The organism is Pseudomonas sp. ADAK21, from assembly GCF_012935735.1.
Classification (GTDB): domain Bacteria; phylum Pseudomonadota; class Gammaproteobacteria; order Pseudomonadales; family Pseudomonadaceae; genus Aquipseudomonas; species Aquipseudomonas proteolytica.
The window spans coordinates 1,900,652-1,914,486 of sequence record NZ_CP052857.1; the positions used below are offsets into that span (position 1 = coordinate 1,900,652).

Here is a 13,835-nt window from a genome sequence, read left to right on the forward strand (position 1 = left end):
AGAGAGCCCTGTATGCCTACGCCTCACGTTGAAACCGTGAAAATGGATGAGCTGGACTGCTGGCGCATCCGCCACAACGGCGCCGAAGTGCTGGTGGCCCAACAGGGTGCGCACGTCTTCAGTTACCAGCCGGCCGACGCAAAACCGGTGATCTGGCCCAACGACAAGGCGGTGTTCAAGCAAGGCAAAGGCATCCGTACCGGCGTGCCGGTGTGCTGGCCGTGGTTTGGTGTATTCGAGCGCAACCCGCAAAGCGTCAAGGCGATGCGCCAGAGCGACCAGCCGGCCGGCGCCCATGGCTTTGCGCGTACCGCCATCTGGACCTTGGTCGGCGTGCAAGACAATCGCGTTGAATTGGCGCTCATTGCGCCAGCGGGCGGTTTCCCTGGCTGGCCGCATCAGGTCGATCTGAACATGAGCCTGCTGCTGGACGAGCAACTGCATATCCGCCTGACCAGCCACAACCGTGGCACCCACACGGTGACGATCAGCCAGGCGCTGCACAGCTACTTCGCCGTCAGCGATGTGCGCAACGTGCAGGTCGAAGGCCTGGATGGGCTGGACTATATCGATACCGCCGACGGTTGGGCGACCAAGAATCAATCGGGCCTCCTGCACTTCACTGCCGAGACCGACCGCATCTACCTCGACACCCCGGCCCAATTGAACATCGTGGATAACGACTGGCAGCGGCGTATCCAGCTCAACAGCGAAGGGTCGAAATCGACCGTGATCTGGAACCCCTGGACTGAACGCGCCAAGGCTTTCGATGACATGGCCGACGATGGCTGGCAGGGCATGCTGTGCATCGAGACGGCCAATGTGCTGGACGATGCAGTGGCGCTGGCACCGGGTGCGAGCCACACCATGGGCGTGAGCATCGCCAACCTGCCCCTGTAGACCCAATGTGGGAGATTCTATGTTGCAGGTAAACCCTGCAACCTTAAGTTCGGTTGGTATTCGCTCTGGTTTTTCATCAGCGCGAATGCCACCCGGCAGAGCTTGCGGGCGAGGATTACCAGGGCTTGGGTCTTTGCCAGTCCTCGGGCCAGGTAGGACTCGTAGTACGGTTTCCAGGTCGCAGATCGGCTAGCGGCCATCGCTGCGTTGTGAGCAAGGCGCCGCAACTCTGAATCGCCCTTTTTACTCAAGTGCCGAGGGCCGGCCTTTTTTCCGGAGTCTTTTGGTCTCAGATCCATCCCCAAGAAAGCGATGAATGCATCGCCATTGGCGAACTGACCGCGCATGAAGGCTGTCGCTAGACCAGTAGCCGTAAGATCACCCACTCCCTCAATGGCTTTGCAGCGCTTGATATTTTCGGTGATGCCCGCCTCTTTGCTGACCTTGTGCAGCAACTTCTGAATGACCTGCTCAGCTTGTTTGAAGGACTTTAACTGCTGGGCCAACTCGTCTTTCAAAAGCGGTTCGCCTGACCAGCTCAGTGTGAGGCTTACACGCAAGTTGATAAGTTCTGCACGTCGGTGTAGCAAGCTTTTCAATAACTTGTAAGCCTGCGGAGGTGGACTCCAGAGCCGTAGCCGTTTCTGCTCGCTGCTCAGGTAGCGCGCTAATAAACGTGCATCACAAGGGTCGGTTTTCGCCCGCTGGCCAATGCTTTCGCGGTAATGGCTCAACCGATAAGCGTCTACAACGTAAACCCGATGTCCTATTTCATGGGCGAGTTCAGCTGTGTCCAAGTGGTAAGTGCTGGTGGCTTCCAGGGCAATTGAGCTGTTGGCAGGTAATGTGTTGAGCCAGCGGCCAAGAGCATCGCGGTCGTTGGTAATGGCTTGAGTGGCGTTGAGGTCTTCGCGGTAGGCAACGATTTCGGCCTTGGCCACATCGATACCCACAACCGTTGGTGAAGTAAGGATTGTCATAACTAATCCTCGGAGCTAGGGTTTAAGGGCTTGTCGGGGTCTATCCCAGCGCTGGCTTGCCTCTATTGTCGGTTTTCCCGATGAATTCCTTATCGGCGCTTAGGGTAGAAAGGGCGGGACGAGAAGTCTCCCACGGTCCGTACTGGCTAGAGTCGGAATCGGGCTTTTAGTCGCCGCCCACCCCTTCAAGTCTAAACATACAAGCGGGCTTGCCCGCGATAGCGGTGGGTCAGTTAACGAAATGTCGACTGATACACCGCCATCGCGAGCAAGCCCGCTCCCACAGGGGGGGGATTTGTGGCGCTGGTTACAGGTCTGACTCCTGCACCACCCGCACCACACCCGCATCCAGCGCATACGCCGCATCTGCCAGGTCGTTGTTGACCGTCTCCACCTTCAACGTGCCGGTGACCCACAACGGCGTGTAGATATCATCGAGCTTCAAGCCCTTGGGATAGCGTACCAACACCAACTGGTTGGGCGGTGGCGGCGGCACGTGGATGCAGGCGCCCGGGTACGGCACCAGGAAGAACAGGGTACTGCGGCCCTTGGCATCGGTTTCCAGGGGCACCGGATAGCCACCCAGGCGGATGTGCTTGCCATTCATGGCGCCCACGGTCTTGGTCGAATACATCACGGCCGGCAAGCCCTTGCTCTGCTTCAAGCCACCCTTTTCGGTAAAGGTGCCCAGGGCCTCTGGGGAGTTGTGGTCGATATCCGGCATTTGTTCGAGGGCTTTCTGGTCTGACTTGGGCATCAGTTCCAGCCAGTCGGTTTCCGGCAGCTCAGCGGCGTGGGCCAGGCTTGAACCCAGCAAAAGGACAGTCAACAGGAGGCGGCGCATGAAGGTGGCTCGGCAAATAAGAACAGTGCCGGCATTCTAGCCCCCTGCGCCTGCGCAGCGCAGAGGGCTTGTCGCTAAATCACTTCTTTTTCAGCAGACCGTAGATCACCAGCAACACAATGGCACCTACCAACGCGCCAATGAAGCCTGCGCCCTGGCCTGCCTGGTAGATACCCAGCGCCTGGCCACCATAGGTCGCCGCCAGGGAGCCGGCGATACCCAGCAGGATGGTCATGATCCAGCCCATGCTGTCGTCGCCTGGTTTCAGGAAACGCGCCAGCAGGCCGACGATCAAACCGATAAAGATGGTCCCAATGATACCCATGGCATTTCCCTCTGAATGAAAGTTAGCTGAAGCCTAGTCAGACTTTGGCATCCTGCAATCAGAGGATGGCGGTCACCAATGGTTCCCGCCGCCCCCAGGGTTATTGCGCAGCGATCAGCGCCTGGACCTTGGCGATTTGCGCATCAAGCGTCGCGCGGTCCTTGCAACGCAGGTTGGCGTGACCGACCTTGCGCCCGACCTTGAAAGCCTTGCCATAGTGATGCAGGTGGCAGTCATCAATCGCAATGACCTGGTCAACCGGCGGCACCACGCCAATGAAGTTGAGCATCGCGCTCTCGCCGACCTTGGCCGTGGAACCCAGTGGCAAGCCCGCTACCGCCCGCAGGTGGTTTTCGAACTGGCTGCACTCAGCGCCTTCGGTGGTCCAGTGCCCGGAGTTGTGCACGCGCGGGGCGATTTCGTTGGCCTTGAGGCCACCGTCGACTTCAAAGAACTCGAACGCCATCACGCCAACATAATCCAGTTGCTTCAATACGCGGCTGGAATAGTCTTCGGCCAGGGCCTGCAACGGGTGATCGGTGCTGGCCACGGACAACTTGAGGATGCCGCTGTCGTGGGTGTTGTGCACCAACGGGTAGAAGCGGGTTTCGCCATCACGGGCGCGTACGGCCACCAGCGAGACTTCGCCGGTGAACGGCACAAAGCCTTCCAGCAGGCAGGCGACGCTGCCCAACTCGGCGAACGTGCCGACCACATCGGCTTCGGTGCGCAAGACTTTCTGGCCCTTGCCGTCATAACCCAGGGTGCGGGTTTTCAGCACGGCCGGCAGGCCGATGCTGGCGACGGCAGCATCCAGGTCCGCCTGGGACTGGATATCGGCGAACGCCGGGGTCGGAATGCCCAGGTCCTTGAACATGCTCTTTTCGAACCAGCGGTCACGGGCAATGCGCAGCGCTTCGGCGCTCGGGTACACCGGCACGAATTGCGACAGGAACGCTACGGTTTCAGCCGGCACGCTTTCGAACTCGAAGGTCACCAGGTCGACTTCATCGGCCAGTTGGCGCAAGTGGTCTGGGTCGCTGTAGTCCGCCCGCAGGTGTTCGCCCAGGGCCGCCGCACAGGCGTCCGGCGCCGGATCAAGAAACGCGAAGTTCATCCCCAGCGGAGTGCCCGCCAAGGCCAGCATGCGACCCAGTTGGCCGCCACCGATTACACCGATTTTCATCAATCAACAACCTCAGGCGATGCGTGGGTCTGGATTGTCCAGGACGCTGTCAGTCTGTTCGGCGCGGAATTTCTTCAGGGCCGCGTGGAACTGTGGATGCTTGGCGCCCAGGATACTGGCAGCCAGCAATGCCGCGTTGATCGCACCAGCCTTGCCGATCGCCAGGGTCGCTACCGGAATCCCGGCGGGCATCTGCACGATGGACAACAGCGAATCCACGCCCGAGAGCATCGACGACTGCACCGGCACGCCGAGCACCGGCAAGTGGGTCTTGGCCGCACACATGCCCGGCAAGTGGGCGGCGCCACCGGCACCGGCGATAATCACCTCGATGCCACGGGATTCTGCTTCATCGGCATACTGGAACAGCAGGTCTGGCGTGCGGTGGGCAGAGACCACCTTCACTTCAAACGCAATGCCGAGCTTTTCCAGCATATCGGCGGTGTGGCTAAGGGTGGACCAATCGGACTTGGAGCCCATGATCACGCCAACCAATGCACTCATCGTCGTGCCTCTTCTCTCTGGGCGCCCGCAGGCGCGTCAAAAAACAACAAGCCACGCGGGAAATCCGGCGTGGCTTGTTGTACGAATTAAGGCCGGTTGGACCGGCCGAAGGCCGCGCAGTATACCGTAATAATGCAGATAAACAGCCCCTTGGGTGACCATCTGTCTTACACCTCAAACAGGCGGTTTTATTGACTTCCAGGTCAGCGAAAACACCACAAAATACTGTGGGAGCTGGCTTGCCTGCGATGGCGGTGTATCAGCTGACATTTCAGGCACTGACCCTCCGCCATCGCAGGCAAGCCAGCTCCCACATTTAACCGCGCTCAGCCGCCGGGGACTGCGCCGCGCCGCCTTCCAGCTTGCGCCACAACAACCGCACGTTGGCCTTGCGCACCAACGCGCAGCGATACAACCGGATCTCCAGCGGCACATGCCACTGCGCCCCGCCGCACACCACCAGCTCGCCGCGCGCCAGTTCGGCGCGCACGCTCAACTGTGGCACCCAGGCAATTCCCAATCCTTCCAGGGCCATGCTTTTCAGGCTGTCGGCCATCGCGGTTTCGTAAATCGTGGTGAAGCGCAGGGCACGTTGGCGCAAGAGCAGATTGACCGAGCGCCCGAGAAACGCACCCGCACTGTAGGCTAGCAGCGGCACACTGCCCTCGCCCTCCAGGTCAAACAACGGCTTGCCATCGGCATCGGCGGCGCACACCGGGAGCATTTCGGTGTTGCCCAGGTGCAACGACGGGAAAATGTCCGGGTCCATCTGCATCGCCGCATCCGGGTCGTAGAACGCCAGCATCAGGTCGCACCCGCCTTCGCGAAGGGCATGCACGGCATCGCCGACGTTGGTGGCCACTAGACGTGTGGCGATGTTCAGCCCTTCGTTGCGCAATTGCGCGATCCAGCGTGGGAAAAAGCCCAACGCCAGGGAGTGAGCGGCAGCCACTTGCATGACTTCGCCCTGGCCACCTTCCAAATGATGCAAATGGCGCAGTACTTCGCCCAATTGCTCGACCACCGTGCGCGCGGTGACCAAAAACAACTGCCCCGCCGCGGTCAGTTCGACGGGCGTGCGCGAACGGTTGACCAACGTCAGCCCCAGGGCCGCCTCGAGGCTGCGGATGCGTCGACTGAAGGCCGGCTGGGTGACGAAGCGCCGCTCCGCTGCCTGGGAGAAGCTGCGGGTGGCCGCCAGGGCGCTAAAGTCTTCCAGCCATTTGCTTTCAAGGTTCATCTGATTCTCCAGGGCATGCACCATTTTGGCACACACGCCCGCCATGATAACCGGGTCACATCAACATTATGCCGTTTGTGCATAGGCCAGTGCTTAATAGCATTGGCCCAAAAACTCCCACAAGCCTAGCATTCACAGCGTTCCGGCCTAGCCCGGGTCCATATCGAGATGATTTCCGTCATGTCCTCCGCTGCATCATTCCGCACAGAAAAAGACCTGCTTGGCGTACTTGAAGTACCTGCTCAAGCGTATTACGGCATCCAGACCCTGCGAGCTGTGAATAACTTCCGTCTCTCCGGCGTTCCGATTTCGCATTACCCGAAATTGGTGGTCGGTCTGGCAATGGTCAAGCAAGCCGCCGCAGATGCCAACCGCGAGTTGGGCCAGCTCAGCGAAGCCAAGCACGCTGCCATCAGCGAAGCCTGCGCCCGCCTGATCCGCGGTGACTTCCACGAAGAGTTCGTGGTGGACATGATTCAAGGCGGCGCTGGCACTTCAACCAACATGAATGCCAACGAAGTCATCGCCAACATCGCGTTGGAGGCCATGGGCCACAACAAGGGCGAATACCAGTACCTGCACCCCAACAACGACGTGAACATGGCGCAGTCGACCAACGACGCCTACCCGACCGCGATCCGCCTGGGTCTGCTGTTGGGCCATGACGCGCTGCTGGCCAGCCTCGACAGCCTGATCCAGGCGTTCGCCGCCAAAGGTGTCGAGTTCGGCCACGTCCTGAAAATGGGCCGCACCCAACTGCAAGACGCCGTGCCGATGACCCTCGGCCAGGAATTCCGCGCCTTCGCCACCACCCTGGGTGAAGACCTGGCACGCCTCAAAACCCTGGCTCCGGAGCTGCTGACCGAAGTCAACCTGGGCGGCACCGCCATCGGTACCGGCATCAACGCCGACCCGCGCTACCAGGCCCTGGCCGTACAACGCCTGGCCACCATCAGCGGCCAGCCGCTGGTACCGGCGGCCGACCTGATCGAAGCCACCTCCGACATGGGCGCTTTCGTGCTGTTCTCCGGCATGCTCAAGCGCACCGCGGTGAAGCTGTCGAAGATCTGCAACGACCTGCGCCTGCTGTCCAGCGGCCCACGTACCGGGATCAACGAGATCAACCTGCCAGCGCGTCAGCCAGGCAGCTCGATCATGCCCGGCAAGGTCAACCCGGTGATCCCGGAAGCCGTGAACCAGGTAGCGTTCCAGGTCATCGGTAACGACCTGGCCCTGACCATGGCGGCCGAAGGCGGCCAGCTGCAACTGAACGTGATGGAGCCGCTGATCGCTTTCAAGATCTTCGACTCGATCCGCCTGCTGCAACGCGCCATGGACATGCTGCGCGAGCACTGCATCGTCGGCATCACCGCCAACGAAGCCCGCTGCCGCGAACTGGTGGAGCACTCCATCGGCCTGGTCACTGCGCTGAACCCGTACATCGGCTATGAAAACGCCACCCGCATCGCGCGTATCGCCCTTGAAAGCGGCCGCGGCGTGCTGGAACTGGTGCGTGAAGAAGGCTTGCTCGACGACGCCATGCTCGACGACATCCTGCGCCCGGAAAACATGATTGCCCCGCGTCTGGTGCCTTTGAAGGCCTGAACGCACGTAGCACCGCTCACCAGGTTGAGGGACTAGACACCTCTCACCCTTTTGAGGGCTTGAAGACTTGCTCTTCAGGCCCTTTTTTTTGCTTTTTTTTAACGCCTGCCCCCTGTAGGCGCGAGCTTGGCTCCGGGCGGCGTTCCGACGAAAAACCCGAGACCGCCGCGCTTATCCAGGAAGCCCGCGTTTTCGTTAACGTTCTTCGCGAGCAAGCTCGCTCCTACAACTACCTATATAGAAACGCACAGCTGCGTTTTATATATAAAACAAATAAGCCCCTTCGTAACTTCTCCGCGTTACCCGAAAAAGCACCGAGTTCTCGCAACTTCCCAAAACATGCCCGGGCAGTGTGCAATTTCGTGCCATATAAGAACCAACGTTTCATATATGAAACATTAAGCCTGCAACTATTTATATCCAAACAACTGATATCAAAAGACATTTACTAAAAAACTGTAGGAAATAACCCCCTGGCATTGTTCATGCACTAAACGGCGTATCACCTATAAAACAGACCAGAGAACCTACCTGATGGCTGTGAAAGAGATGTACGCCGTGACGCCCCAATGGAATAACCCCGCTCTCAAGGAAGAGCTGGAGCCGACTGAAATTGAATTTCGCAATGTCGGTAAATGTTTCCCGGCCAAGGGTAAAGCGGACGCGCCCTTCGCCATTCGCGAGGTGAACTTCAAGATTCGCCGGGGTGAAGTGGTGTCGATCATCGGCCCATCCGGTTGTGGCAAGAGCACCATTTTGAATATGGGCTCGGGCCTGTACCGGCCCAGCGAAGGTGAAGTGTTCGTCGGTGGCGAGCCGGTCACCGGGCCCGTGCCGCAGGTCGCGTTCATGTTGCAAAAGGATCTGCTGATGCCTTGGCGCAGCATCCGCCGCAACGTGGAGCTGGGCCTGGAGATCCAGGGCGTGCCCGCCGCCACCCGGCAGAAGGTGGCCCTGGACCTGCTCGACCGCTGCCACCTCAACGGTTACGCCGATCACTACCCGTTCCAGCTCTCCGGCGGCATGCGCCAGCGCGCCGCCCTGGCTCGCACCCTGGCCATCGACCCACAGGTGCTGTTCCTCGACGAGCCGTTCTCGGCCCTCGATGCCCAGACCAAGATGATCCTGCAACAGGACATGGCACGGATGCTGTTCGACGAAAAGAAGACCGCCCTGTTCATCACCCATGACCTGATCGAAGGCATCGCCATGTCCGACCGCTTGCTGGTCATGAGCGCGCGCCCCGGCACGATCATCGAAGAAATCAGCATTGACCTGCCGTTTCGCGACAACCCCCTGGAGCGCCGCAAGCTGCCGGAAATCGGCCCGCTGGTAGGCCGCCTGATGGAGTTGCTCCAGGTCGGCGCCGACACCGAACTGCACTGATCACCGCCCTCGCGGCCCCCAACCGATTCAGGAGTCCCCATGCTCAAGTCTCTGTTTCAACGTCTTTGCGCCCTCAGCCTGGGCGTCGGTATGGCCTGCGCCGCCCAGGCACAGCCGACCAAGGTCACTTACCTGCTGCCGGCGCCGCCCAACTCGCCCGCGTTCGCACCGTGGATCATCGCCAAAGAAAAGGGCTACTACACGGCCCAGGACCTGGACCTGACCTTTATCGCCGCCAAAGGTGGCGTGGACGTGGCCAAGCAGATCGGCGCCGGTAACGCGCTGATCGGCGGCGCCATCGGTGACACGCCGATCGTGGTGCGGGCCAATGGCATCCCGGTGCGCGCCGTGGCGGTGCTGGGTGACGGCGGGGTGACGATGATCGCCACCAATGCCAAGGACAACATCAACAGCATCAGCGACCTCAAGGGCAAGACCATGACGGTGATGTCGTACTCCGACACCACTTACTACGCCCTGCTCGCCTCGCTGCGCAAAGCCGGGCTGGGCAAGAACGACGTGGACATCCAGGCCGCCGGCCCCGCCGGGGTCTGGCAGCTGTTCTCCGCCAACAAGGCCCAGGCCATGGCCGGCGTACCGGACTGGGTGATCAACGCCCAGGAAGCCGGGGTGCAGATCAAGCTGATCCCCCAGAACCAGATCTTCGAAAGCATGGCCCAGGCGATTCTCGCCTCGGACGACGCCATCAAGAACCAGCCCCAGGTTGTGCGTGGCGTGGTGCAGGGCACCCTGCAAGGCATGCGCGACATCATCCAGGACCCGCGCGCCGCCGCCGTGACCTTCGCCAAGGCGGTACCGGCCTACGCCGGCAAGGAAGACTCGCTGGAGAAGATCTTCAAGCTCTACGTCGAACACGTCTACGCCAAGCAAGCCGTGCTCGGCCACATCGATCCGGAGCATCTGGACAAGGTGCGCCAGTTCTATGTCAGCGAAGGCATCGTCACCCAGGCGACCCCGCTTGAAGAGCTCTTCACCAACCAATTCGTCGACAGCCCGGTCGCCGCACAGTGAAGCACCGGGACATTGAGGTACGCACACGATGAAAAACAACAACTCCGTGCTCGGTAGCGTCGCGCTGCTGATCCTGTTCCTGGTGCTGTGGCAATGGGGTCCGGGCCTGCTCGGCATGCCCGAGTTCGTCATGCCCAAACTCAGCCGCGTGGCCCAGGAAAGCCTGGTGATGTGGCAAACCGGCGGCCTGCTGCAACACACCCTGATCACCGCCCTGGAGATCGTCGTCGGCTTCGCCCTCGGCGCCCTGCTGGGGGTGATGATCGGTGTCTCGCTGGGCCTGTCGCCGGCCGCCGAAGCCATGTTGTCGCCGTACATCCTGGCGTTGCAGATCGCCCCCAAAGTCGCCTTCGCGCCGCTGTTCGTGATGTGGCTGGGCTACACCATCTACCCGAAGATCCTGATCGCCATCCTGATTGTGTTTTTCCCGGTGATGATCAACGTGCTCTCGGCGATCCGCACCGTCGACCCGGACATGATCAACCTGGTACGCACCATGAACGCCAGCCGCTGGCAGATCTTCCGCCTGGTGGAGTTCCCATCGGCCATGGCCGCGCTGTTTTCCGGCCTGCGTATCGCCTCGACCCTGGCGGTGATTGGCGTCACCGTCGGTGAGTTGGTGGGCGGCAACCAGGGCCTGGGCTTCTTGCTGGTGGACGCCGAGGGCCAGGGCAACACCGCCGGGGTGTTCGTCGCCATTGTGGCGCTGACCCTGATTGGGGTGATCGCCTACGGTGCGGTGGTGTGGGCGGAAAAACGCGTCCTGCACTACATGCCCAAAGCCATGTTGAGCACTCAATGATGAGCGGCCATGACCTTTTGCTTGCAGGCCGCCGCGTGCTGGTCACCGGTGGTGCCCGTGGCCTGGGCTATGCCTTTGCCCAGGCCATCGGCCAGGCCGGCGCCCGTGTGGTGATCGCCGATGTGCTGCACGAACGTGTGCAGCAGGCCGCCGCCGAATTACGGGCGCTGGGCCTGGACGTACAGGCCGTGACGGTGGACCTGGCGCAACCCGCATCGATCCAGGCCTGTATCGACGCGACGATCAGCCTGCTCGGCGGCCTCGACGGCCTGGTCAACAACGCCTCGATCACCAACTCCGGCGGCAGGAGCTGTGAAGAGCTGAGCATCGACACCTGGGACCAGGTGATGCACGTCAACGTGCGCGGCACCTGGCTGATGACCACCGCCTGCCTGCCAGCCCTGCGCGACAGCGGTCAGGGCGCCATCGTCAACCTGGCCTCGGACACCCCGCTGTGGGGCGCGCCGAACCTGTTGGCGTATGTCGCCAGCAAAGGCGCAATCATCGCCATGACCCGCAGCCTGGCGCGGGAACTGGGCAGCGACAACATCACCGTCAACGCCATCGCCCCCGGCCTGGTGCTGGTGGAAGCCACCGCCTACGTGCCCGAGGCGCGCCACCGTTTGTACAACGACCAGCGGGCCCTGCAGCGCCCGCAATTGCCCGAAGACGTCAGCGGCGCCGTGCTGTTCGCGCTGTCCGACCTTGCCCGCTTTATCACTGGACAAACCCTGCCGGTCAACGGCGGGTTCGTCATGCCTTGATCTGGAGACTGTCATGACTGATCTATCTGCCCAAAACGACACCCCAAAAAGCTGGGATCGCCCTGCCGGCGCCAGCCTGGAAAGCTGGATGAGCACGCGTATCGCCCGCTACGAGACGCGCAAGTACGACTGGGATGCGCTGAAGTTCCAGGCCGACTACGACCCCAAGTTCCGCCGCGCGCAAATGCGCTACATCGGCACCGGCGGTACCGGCATCAGCACCGACATGAACACCATCCCGTCGGAGCACTTCACCTTTTCCACCATGGTCATCCCGGCCGGCCACGAGGGCCCGCCACACCTGCACATTGACGTCGAAGAAGTGTTCTTCGTGCTGCGCGGCAAACTCAAAGTGGTGCTGGAAAAGGACGGTGAACGCTTCGAAACCATCCTCACCGACCGCGACGTGATTTCCGTGCCGCCTGGCGTGTACCGCGAAGAGATCAACATCGGCGACGAAGACGCGCTGATGTGCGTGATGCTCGGCGCGAAAAAGCCGATCACCCCGACCTATCCGCCAGAGCACCCTCTGGCCTCGATCAAGCGCGGGTAAGCCCATGTTGCCAGGACTCACTCAAGCCGCGCCGACGGCCCACCTGCAAGCCCAACTGCAGCGCGATTTCCCCCAGCAGCTGGTCGCCTCAGCAGGTGGCCAGCAGGCCCTGCGTGTCTGTGGCACGGGGCCTGCGGTGGTGTTGCTGCACGGCATCGGCTCCGGGGCGGCGTCCTGGCTGCAGGTGGCACAGCATCTGGCGGCCCAGGCTCGGGTCATCGCCTGGGATGCACCGGGTTATGGAGACTCCAGCCCCCTGGAGTCGCAAGTGCCCAAGGCCGAGCAATACGCCGCGCGCCTGGTGCAGATGCTCGATGCGCTGCAGGTGGATGAGTGCGTGCTGGTCGGCCATTCCTTGGGCGCGCTGACCGCCCTGGCATTAGCCCGCAGTGCCCAGGCCAAACGCGTGAGCCGCTTGGTGCTGATCAGCCCCGCTCGCGGCTATGGCGCGCCCGAACGTAGCCCGCAGCGCCAGCAAGTACGCCAGCAACGCCTGGACAACCTGCAACGCCTGGGCATCGCCGGGCTGGCCGCACAACGCAGCGCGCACATGCTGTCACCCCGTGCCCAGCCCGAAGCACTGGCCTGGGTCCACTGGAACATGGCGCGCCTGAACCCGCCGGGCTATCGCCAGGCCATCGAATTGCTGTGCGGCGACGACCTGCTGCGCCACGGCCAACCGGCGATGCCCTGCGACGTGCATTGCGGCGAAGCCGACGCCATCACCACCCCCGACACCTGCCTGGGCGTGGCCAAGGCCCTGGGTGCCAGCTTCAACCTGATCGCCGACGCAGGCCATGCCAGCCCCATCGAACAACCGCTGGTGGTTGCCGGTCGCCTGGCCTACGCCCTCAAACAATCCCTGACAGGTAGAACCTTATGAACGACTCAGATCTGCTGAAGGATGCCCAGGACAAATACATCGTGCCGGGCCTGGAGCGCGGCTTGCTGCTGCTCTGCGAGTTCAGCCGGCGCAACCGCACCCTGACGGCGCCGGAGCTGGCACGGCGCCTGGCGCTGCCGCGCTCGACCATCTTCCGCCTGCTGACCACCCTGGAAACCATGGGCTTCGTCACCCGCAGCGGCAACGAATACCGCCTGGGCATGTCGGTGCTGCGCCTGGGCTTCGAGTACCTCGCGTCGCTGGAGCTGACCGAACTGGGGCAGCCACTGCTGGCGCGGTTGTGCGACCGGGTGAACTACCCCAGCAACCTGGTGGTGCGCGACGGACGTTCCATCGTGTACGTGGCCAAGGTCTCGCCGCCTTCGGTGTTCTCCAATGCGGTCAACGTCGGCACCCGGTTGCCGGCCCATGCCACGGTGCTGGGGCGCATCCTCCTCGAAGACCTGTCCCTGGCCGAACTGCGCGAGCTGTACCCCGAGGAGCATCTGGAACAGCACTCCCATTGCACACCCAAAACCGTGATGGAGCTGTTCGACTTGCTCCAGGCTGACCGCCAACGCGGTTTTGTCAGCGGCGAAGGATTCTTTGAATCGGCGATTTCCACCGTCGCCGCCCCCGTACGCGACCAGAGCGGCGACATCGTGGCGGCCCTTGGCGTGACCATCCCCACCACGCAAATCGGTCATGTGAATTTTGAAGAGCTGTTGACCCAGGTCCGGCGCAGCGCCGACGAGTTGTCGCGCCTGCTCAACTACAACGGCGGCGCCCACAGCGGCCAGCCCCGCGTCACTGCCTTGATGAGAGATTGAG

The 13,835-nt window shown here is 61.8% G+C and carries 15 protein-coding genes; 9 read left to right on the forward strand and 6 right to left on the reverse strand.

Going from position 1 to position 13,835, the window contains the following annotated elements:
- The first annotated feature begins 12 nt into the window (after positions 1-12).
- Positions 13-900: a D-hexose-6-phosphate mutarotase gene (locus HKK57_RS08750; protein WP_169390034.1), complete on the forward strand. Its 888-nt coding sequence runs from the start codon at positions 13-15 to the stop codon at positions 898-900.
- 17 nt (positions 901-917) lie between these two features.
- Here the strand turns inward: HKK57_RS08750 and HKK57_RS08755 are convergent, their stop codons facing one another.
- The 6 genes from HKK57_RS08755 to HKK57_RS08780 form a co-directional block, all read right to left on the reverse strand.
- Complete coding sequence (locus HKK57_RS08755) at positions 918-1,880, reverse strand: IS110 family transposase (RefSeq protein ID WP_029299564.1); 963 nt, start codon at positions 1,878-1,880, stop codon at positions 918-920.
- A gap of 307 nt (positions 1,881-2,187) precedes the next feature.
- Positions 2,188-2,724: a DUF3299 domain-containing protein gene (locus HKK57_RS08760; protein WP_029289947.1), complete on the reverse strand. Its 537-nt coding sequence runs from the start codon at positions 2,722-2,724 to the stop codon at positions 2,188-2,190.
- 79 nt (positions 2,725-2,803) lie between these two features.
- Positions 2,804-3,049 (reverse strand): GlsB/YeaQ/YmgE family stress response membrane protein, encoded by a 246-nt coding sequence (locus tag HKK57_RS08765; RefSeq protein WP_029289950.1) that lies wholly within the window; start codon positions 3,047-3,049, stop codon positions 2,804-2,806.
- Positions 3,050-3,149: 100 nt separating this feature from the next.
- Positions 3,150-4,235 carry a 5-(carboxyamino)imidazole ribonucleotide synthase gene (locus HKK57_RS08770; protein ID WP_029289952.1) on the reverse strand — a complete coding sequence of 362 codons (1,086 nt, stop codon included), beginning with the start codon at positions 4,233-4,235 and terminating at the stop codon, positions 3,150-3,152.
- 12 nt (positions 4,236-4,247) lie between these two features.
- Positions 4,248-4,739, reverse strand: coding sequence for a 5-(carboxyamino)imidazole ribonucleotide mutase (gene purE, locus HKK57_RS08775; protein ID WP_029289954.1), 492 nt, complete (start codon positions 4,737-4,739; stop codon positions 4,248-4,250).
- A 316-nt stretch (positions 4,740-5,055) separates the two neighbouring features.
- Entirely contained in the window at positions 5,056-5,979 is a 924-nt protein-coding gene (locus HKK57_RS08780; protein WP_029289957.1) for a LysR substrate-binding domain-containing protein, read from the reverse strand.
- 180 nt (positions 5,980-6,159) lie between these two features.
- Here HKK57_RS08780 and aspA point away from each other — a divergent pair, with 180 nt between their 5' ends.
- From aspA to HKK57_RS08820, 8 genes are all read left to right on the forward strand, one after another.
- The gene (gene aspA, locus HKK57_RS08785; RefSeq protein ID WP_038444539.1) at positions 6,160-7,584 is read left to right on the forward strand and encodes an aspartate ammonia-lyase; all 1,425 of its coding nucleotides are present in this window, start codon (positions 6,160-6,162) and stop codon (positions 7,582-7,584) included.
- Between the two features lie 549 nt (positions 7,585-8,133).
- Positions 8,134-8,970, forward strand: coding sequence for an ABC transporter ATP-binding protein (locus HKK57_RS08790; RefSeq protein ID WP_050492657.1), 837 nt, complete (start codon positions 8,134-8,136; stop codon positions 8,968-8,970).
- A 39-nt stretch (positions 8,971-9,009) separates the two neighbouring features.
- Entirely contained in the window at positions 9,010-10,002 is a 993-nt protein-coding gene (locus tag HKK57_RS08795) for an ABC transporter substrate-binding protein (protein WP_169390035.1), read from the forward strand.
- A gap of 28 nt (positions 10,003-10,030) precedes the next feature.
- Positions 10,031-10,804, forward strand: coding sequence for an ABC transporter permease (locus HKK57_RS08800; RefSeq protein WP_029289965.1), 774 nt, complete (start codon positions 10,031-10,033; stop codon positions 10,802-10,804).
- Positions 10,804-11,568, forward strand: a complete 765-nt coding sequence (locus tag HKK57_RS08805; RefSeq protein WP_442962264.1) for an SDR family oxidoreductase — start codon at positions 10,804-10,806, stop codon at positions 11,566-11,568. Before HKK57_RS08800 ends, HKK57_RS08805 begins: the two co-directional genes overlap by 1 nt.
- 13 nt (positions 11,569-11,581) lie before the next feature.
- Positions 11,582-12,121: a cupin domain-containing protein gene (locus HKK57_RS08810; protein ID WP_029289969.1), complete on the forward strand. Its 540-nt coding sequence runs from the start codon at positions 11,582-11,584 to the stop codon at positions 12,119-12,121.
- A gap of 4 nt (positions 12,122-12,125) precedes the next feature.
- Positions 12,126-13,004 (forward strand): alpha/beta fold hydrolase, encoded by an 879-nt coding sequence (locus tag HKK57_RS08815; RefSeq protein ID WP_169390037.1) that lies wholly within the window; start codon positions 12,126-12,128, stop codon positions 13,002-13,004.
- Positions 13,001-13,834 carry an IclR family transcriptional regulator gene (locus tag HKK57_RS08820; RefSeq protein ID WP_029289973.1) on the forward strand — a complete coding sequence of 278 codons (834 nt, stop codon included), beginning with the start codon at positions 13,001-13,003 and terminating at the stop codon, positions 13,832-13,834. Before HKK57_RS08815 ends, HKK57_RS08820 begins: the two co-directional genes overlap by 4 nt.
- The last annotated feature ends 1 nt before the right edge of the window (position 13,835 follow it).

Bases quoted from the DNA above. Each gene is read 5' to 3' on its own strand.
- HKK57_RS08750 (WP_169390034.1), top strand. From the start codon at position 13: ATGCCTACGCCTCACGTTGAAACCGTGAAAATGGATGAGCTGGACTGC.
- HKK57_RS08755 (WP_029299564.1), bottom strand. From the start codon at position 1,880: ATGACAATCCTTACTTCACCAACGGTTGTGGGTATCGATGTGGCCAAG.
- HKK57_RS08760 (WP_029289947.1), bottom strand. From the start codon at position 2,724: ATGCGCCGCCTCCTGTTGACTGTCCTTTTGCTGGGTTCAAGCCTGGCC.
- HKK57_RS08765 (WP_029289950.1), bottom strand. From the start codon at position 3,049: ATGGGTATCATTGGGACCATCTTTATCGGTTTGATCGTCGGCCTGCTG.
- HKK57_RS08770 (WP_029289952.1), bottom strand. From the start codon at position 4,235: ATGAAAATCGGTGTAATCGGTGGCGGCCAACTGGGTCGCATGCTGGCC.
- purE (WP_029289954.1), bottom strand. From the start codon at position 4,739: ATGAGTGCATTGGTTGGCGTGATCATGGGCTCCAAGTCCGATTGGTCC.
- HKK57_RS08780 (WP_029289957.1), bottom strand. From the start codon at position 5,979: ATGAACCTTGAAAGCAAATGGCTGGAAGACTTTAGCGCCCTGGCGGCC.
- aspA (WP_038444539.1), top strand. From the start codon at position 6,160: ATGTCCTCCGCTGCATCATTCCGCACAGAAAAAGACCTGCTTGGCGTA.
- HKK57_RS08790 (WP_050492657.1), top strand. From the start codon at position 8,134: ATGTACGCCGTGACGCCCCAATGGAATAACCCCGCTCTCAAGGAAGAG.
- HKK57_RS08795 (WP_169390035.1), top strand. From the start codon at position 9,010: ATGCTCAAGTCTCTGTTTCAACGTCTTTGCGCCCTCAGCCTGGGCGTC.
- HKK57_RS08800 (WP_029289965.1), top strand. From the start codon at position 10,031: ATGAAAAACAACAACTCCGTGCTCGGTAGCGTCGCGCTGCTGATCCTG.
- HKK57_RS08805 (WP_442962264.1), top strand. From the start codon at position 10,804: ATGAGCGGCCATGACCTTTTGCTTGCAGGCCGCCGCGTGCTGGTCACC.
- HKK57_RS08810 (WP_029289969.1), top strand. From the start codon at position 11,582: ATGACTGATCTATCTGCCCAAAACGACACCCCAAAAAGCTGGGATCGC.
- HKK57_RS08815 (WP_169390037.1), top strand. From the start codon at position 12,126: ATGTTGCCAGGACTCACTCAAGCCGCGCCGACGGCCCACCTGCAAGCC.
- HKK57_RS08820 (WP_029289973.1), top strand. From the start codon at position 13,001: ATGAACGACTCAGATCTGCTGAAGGATGCCCAGGACAAATACATCGTG.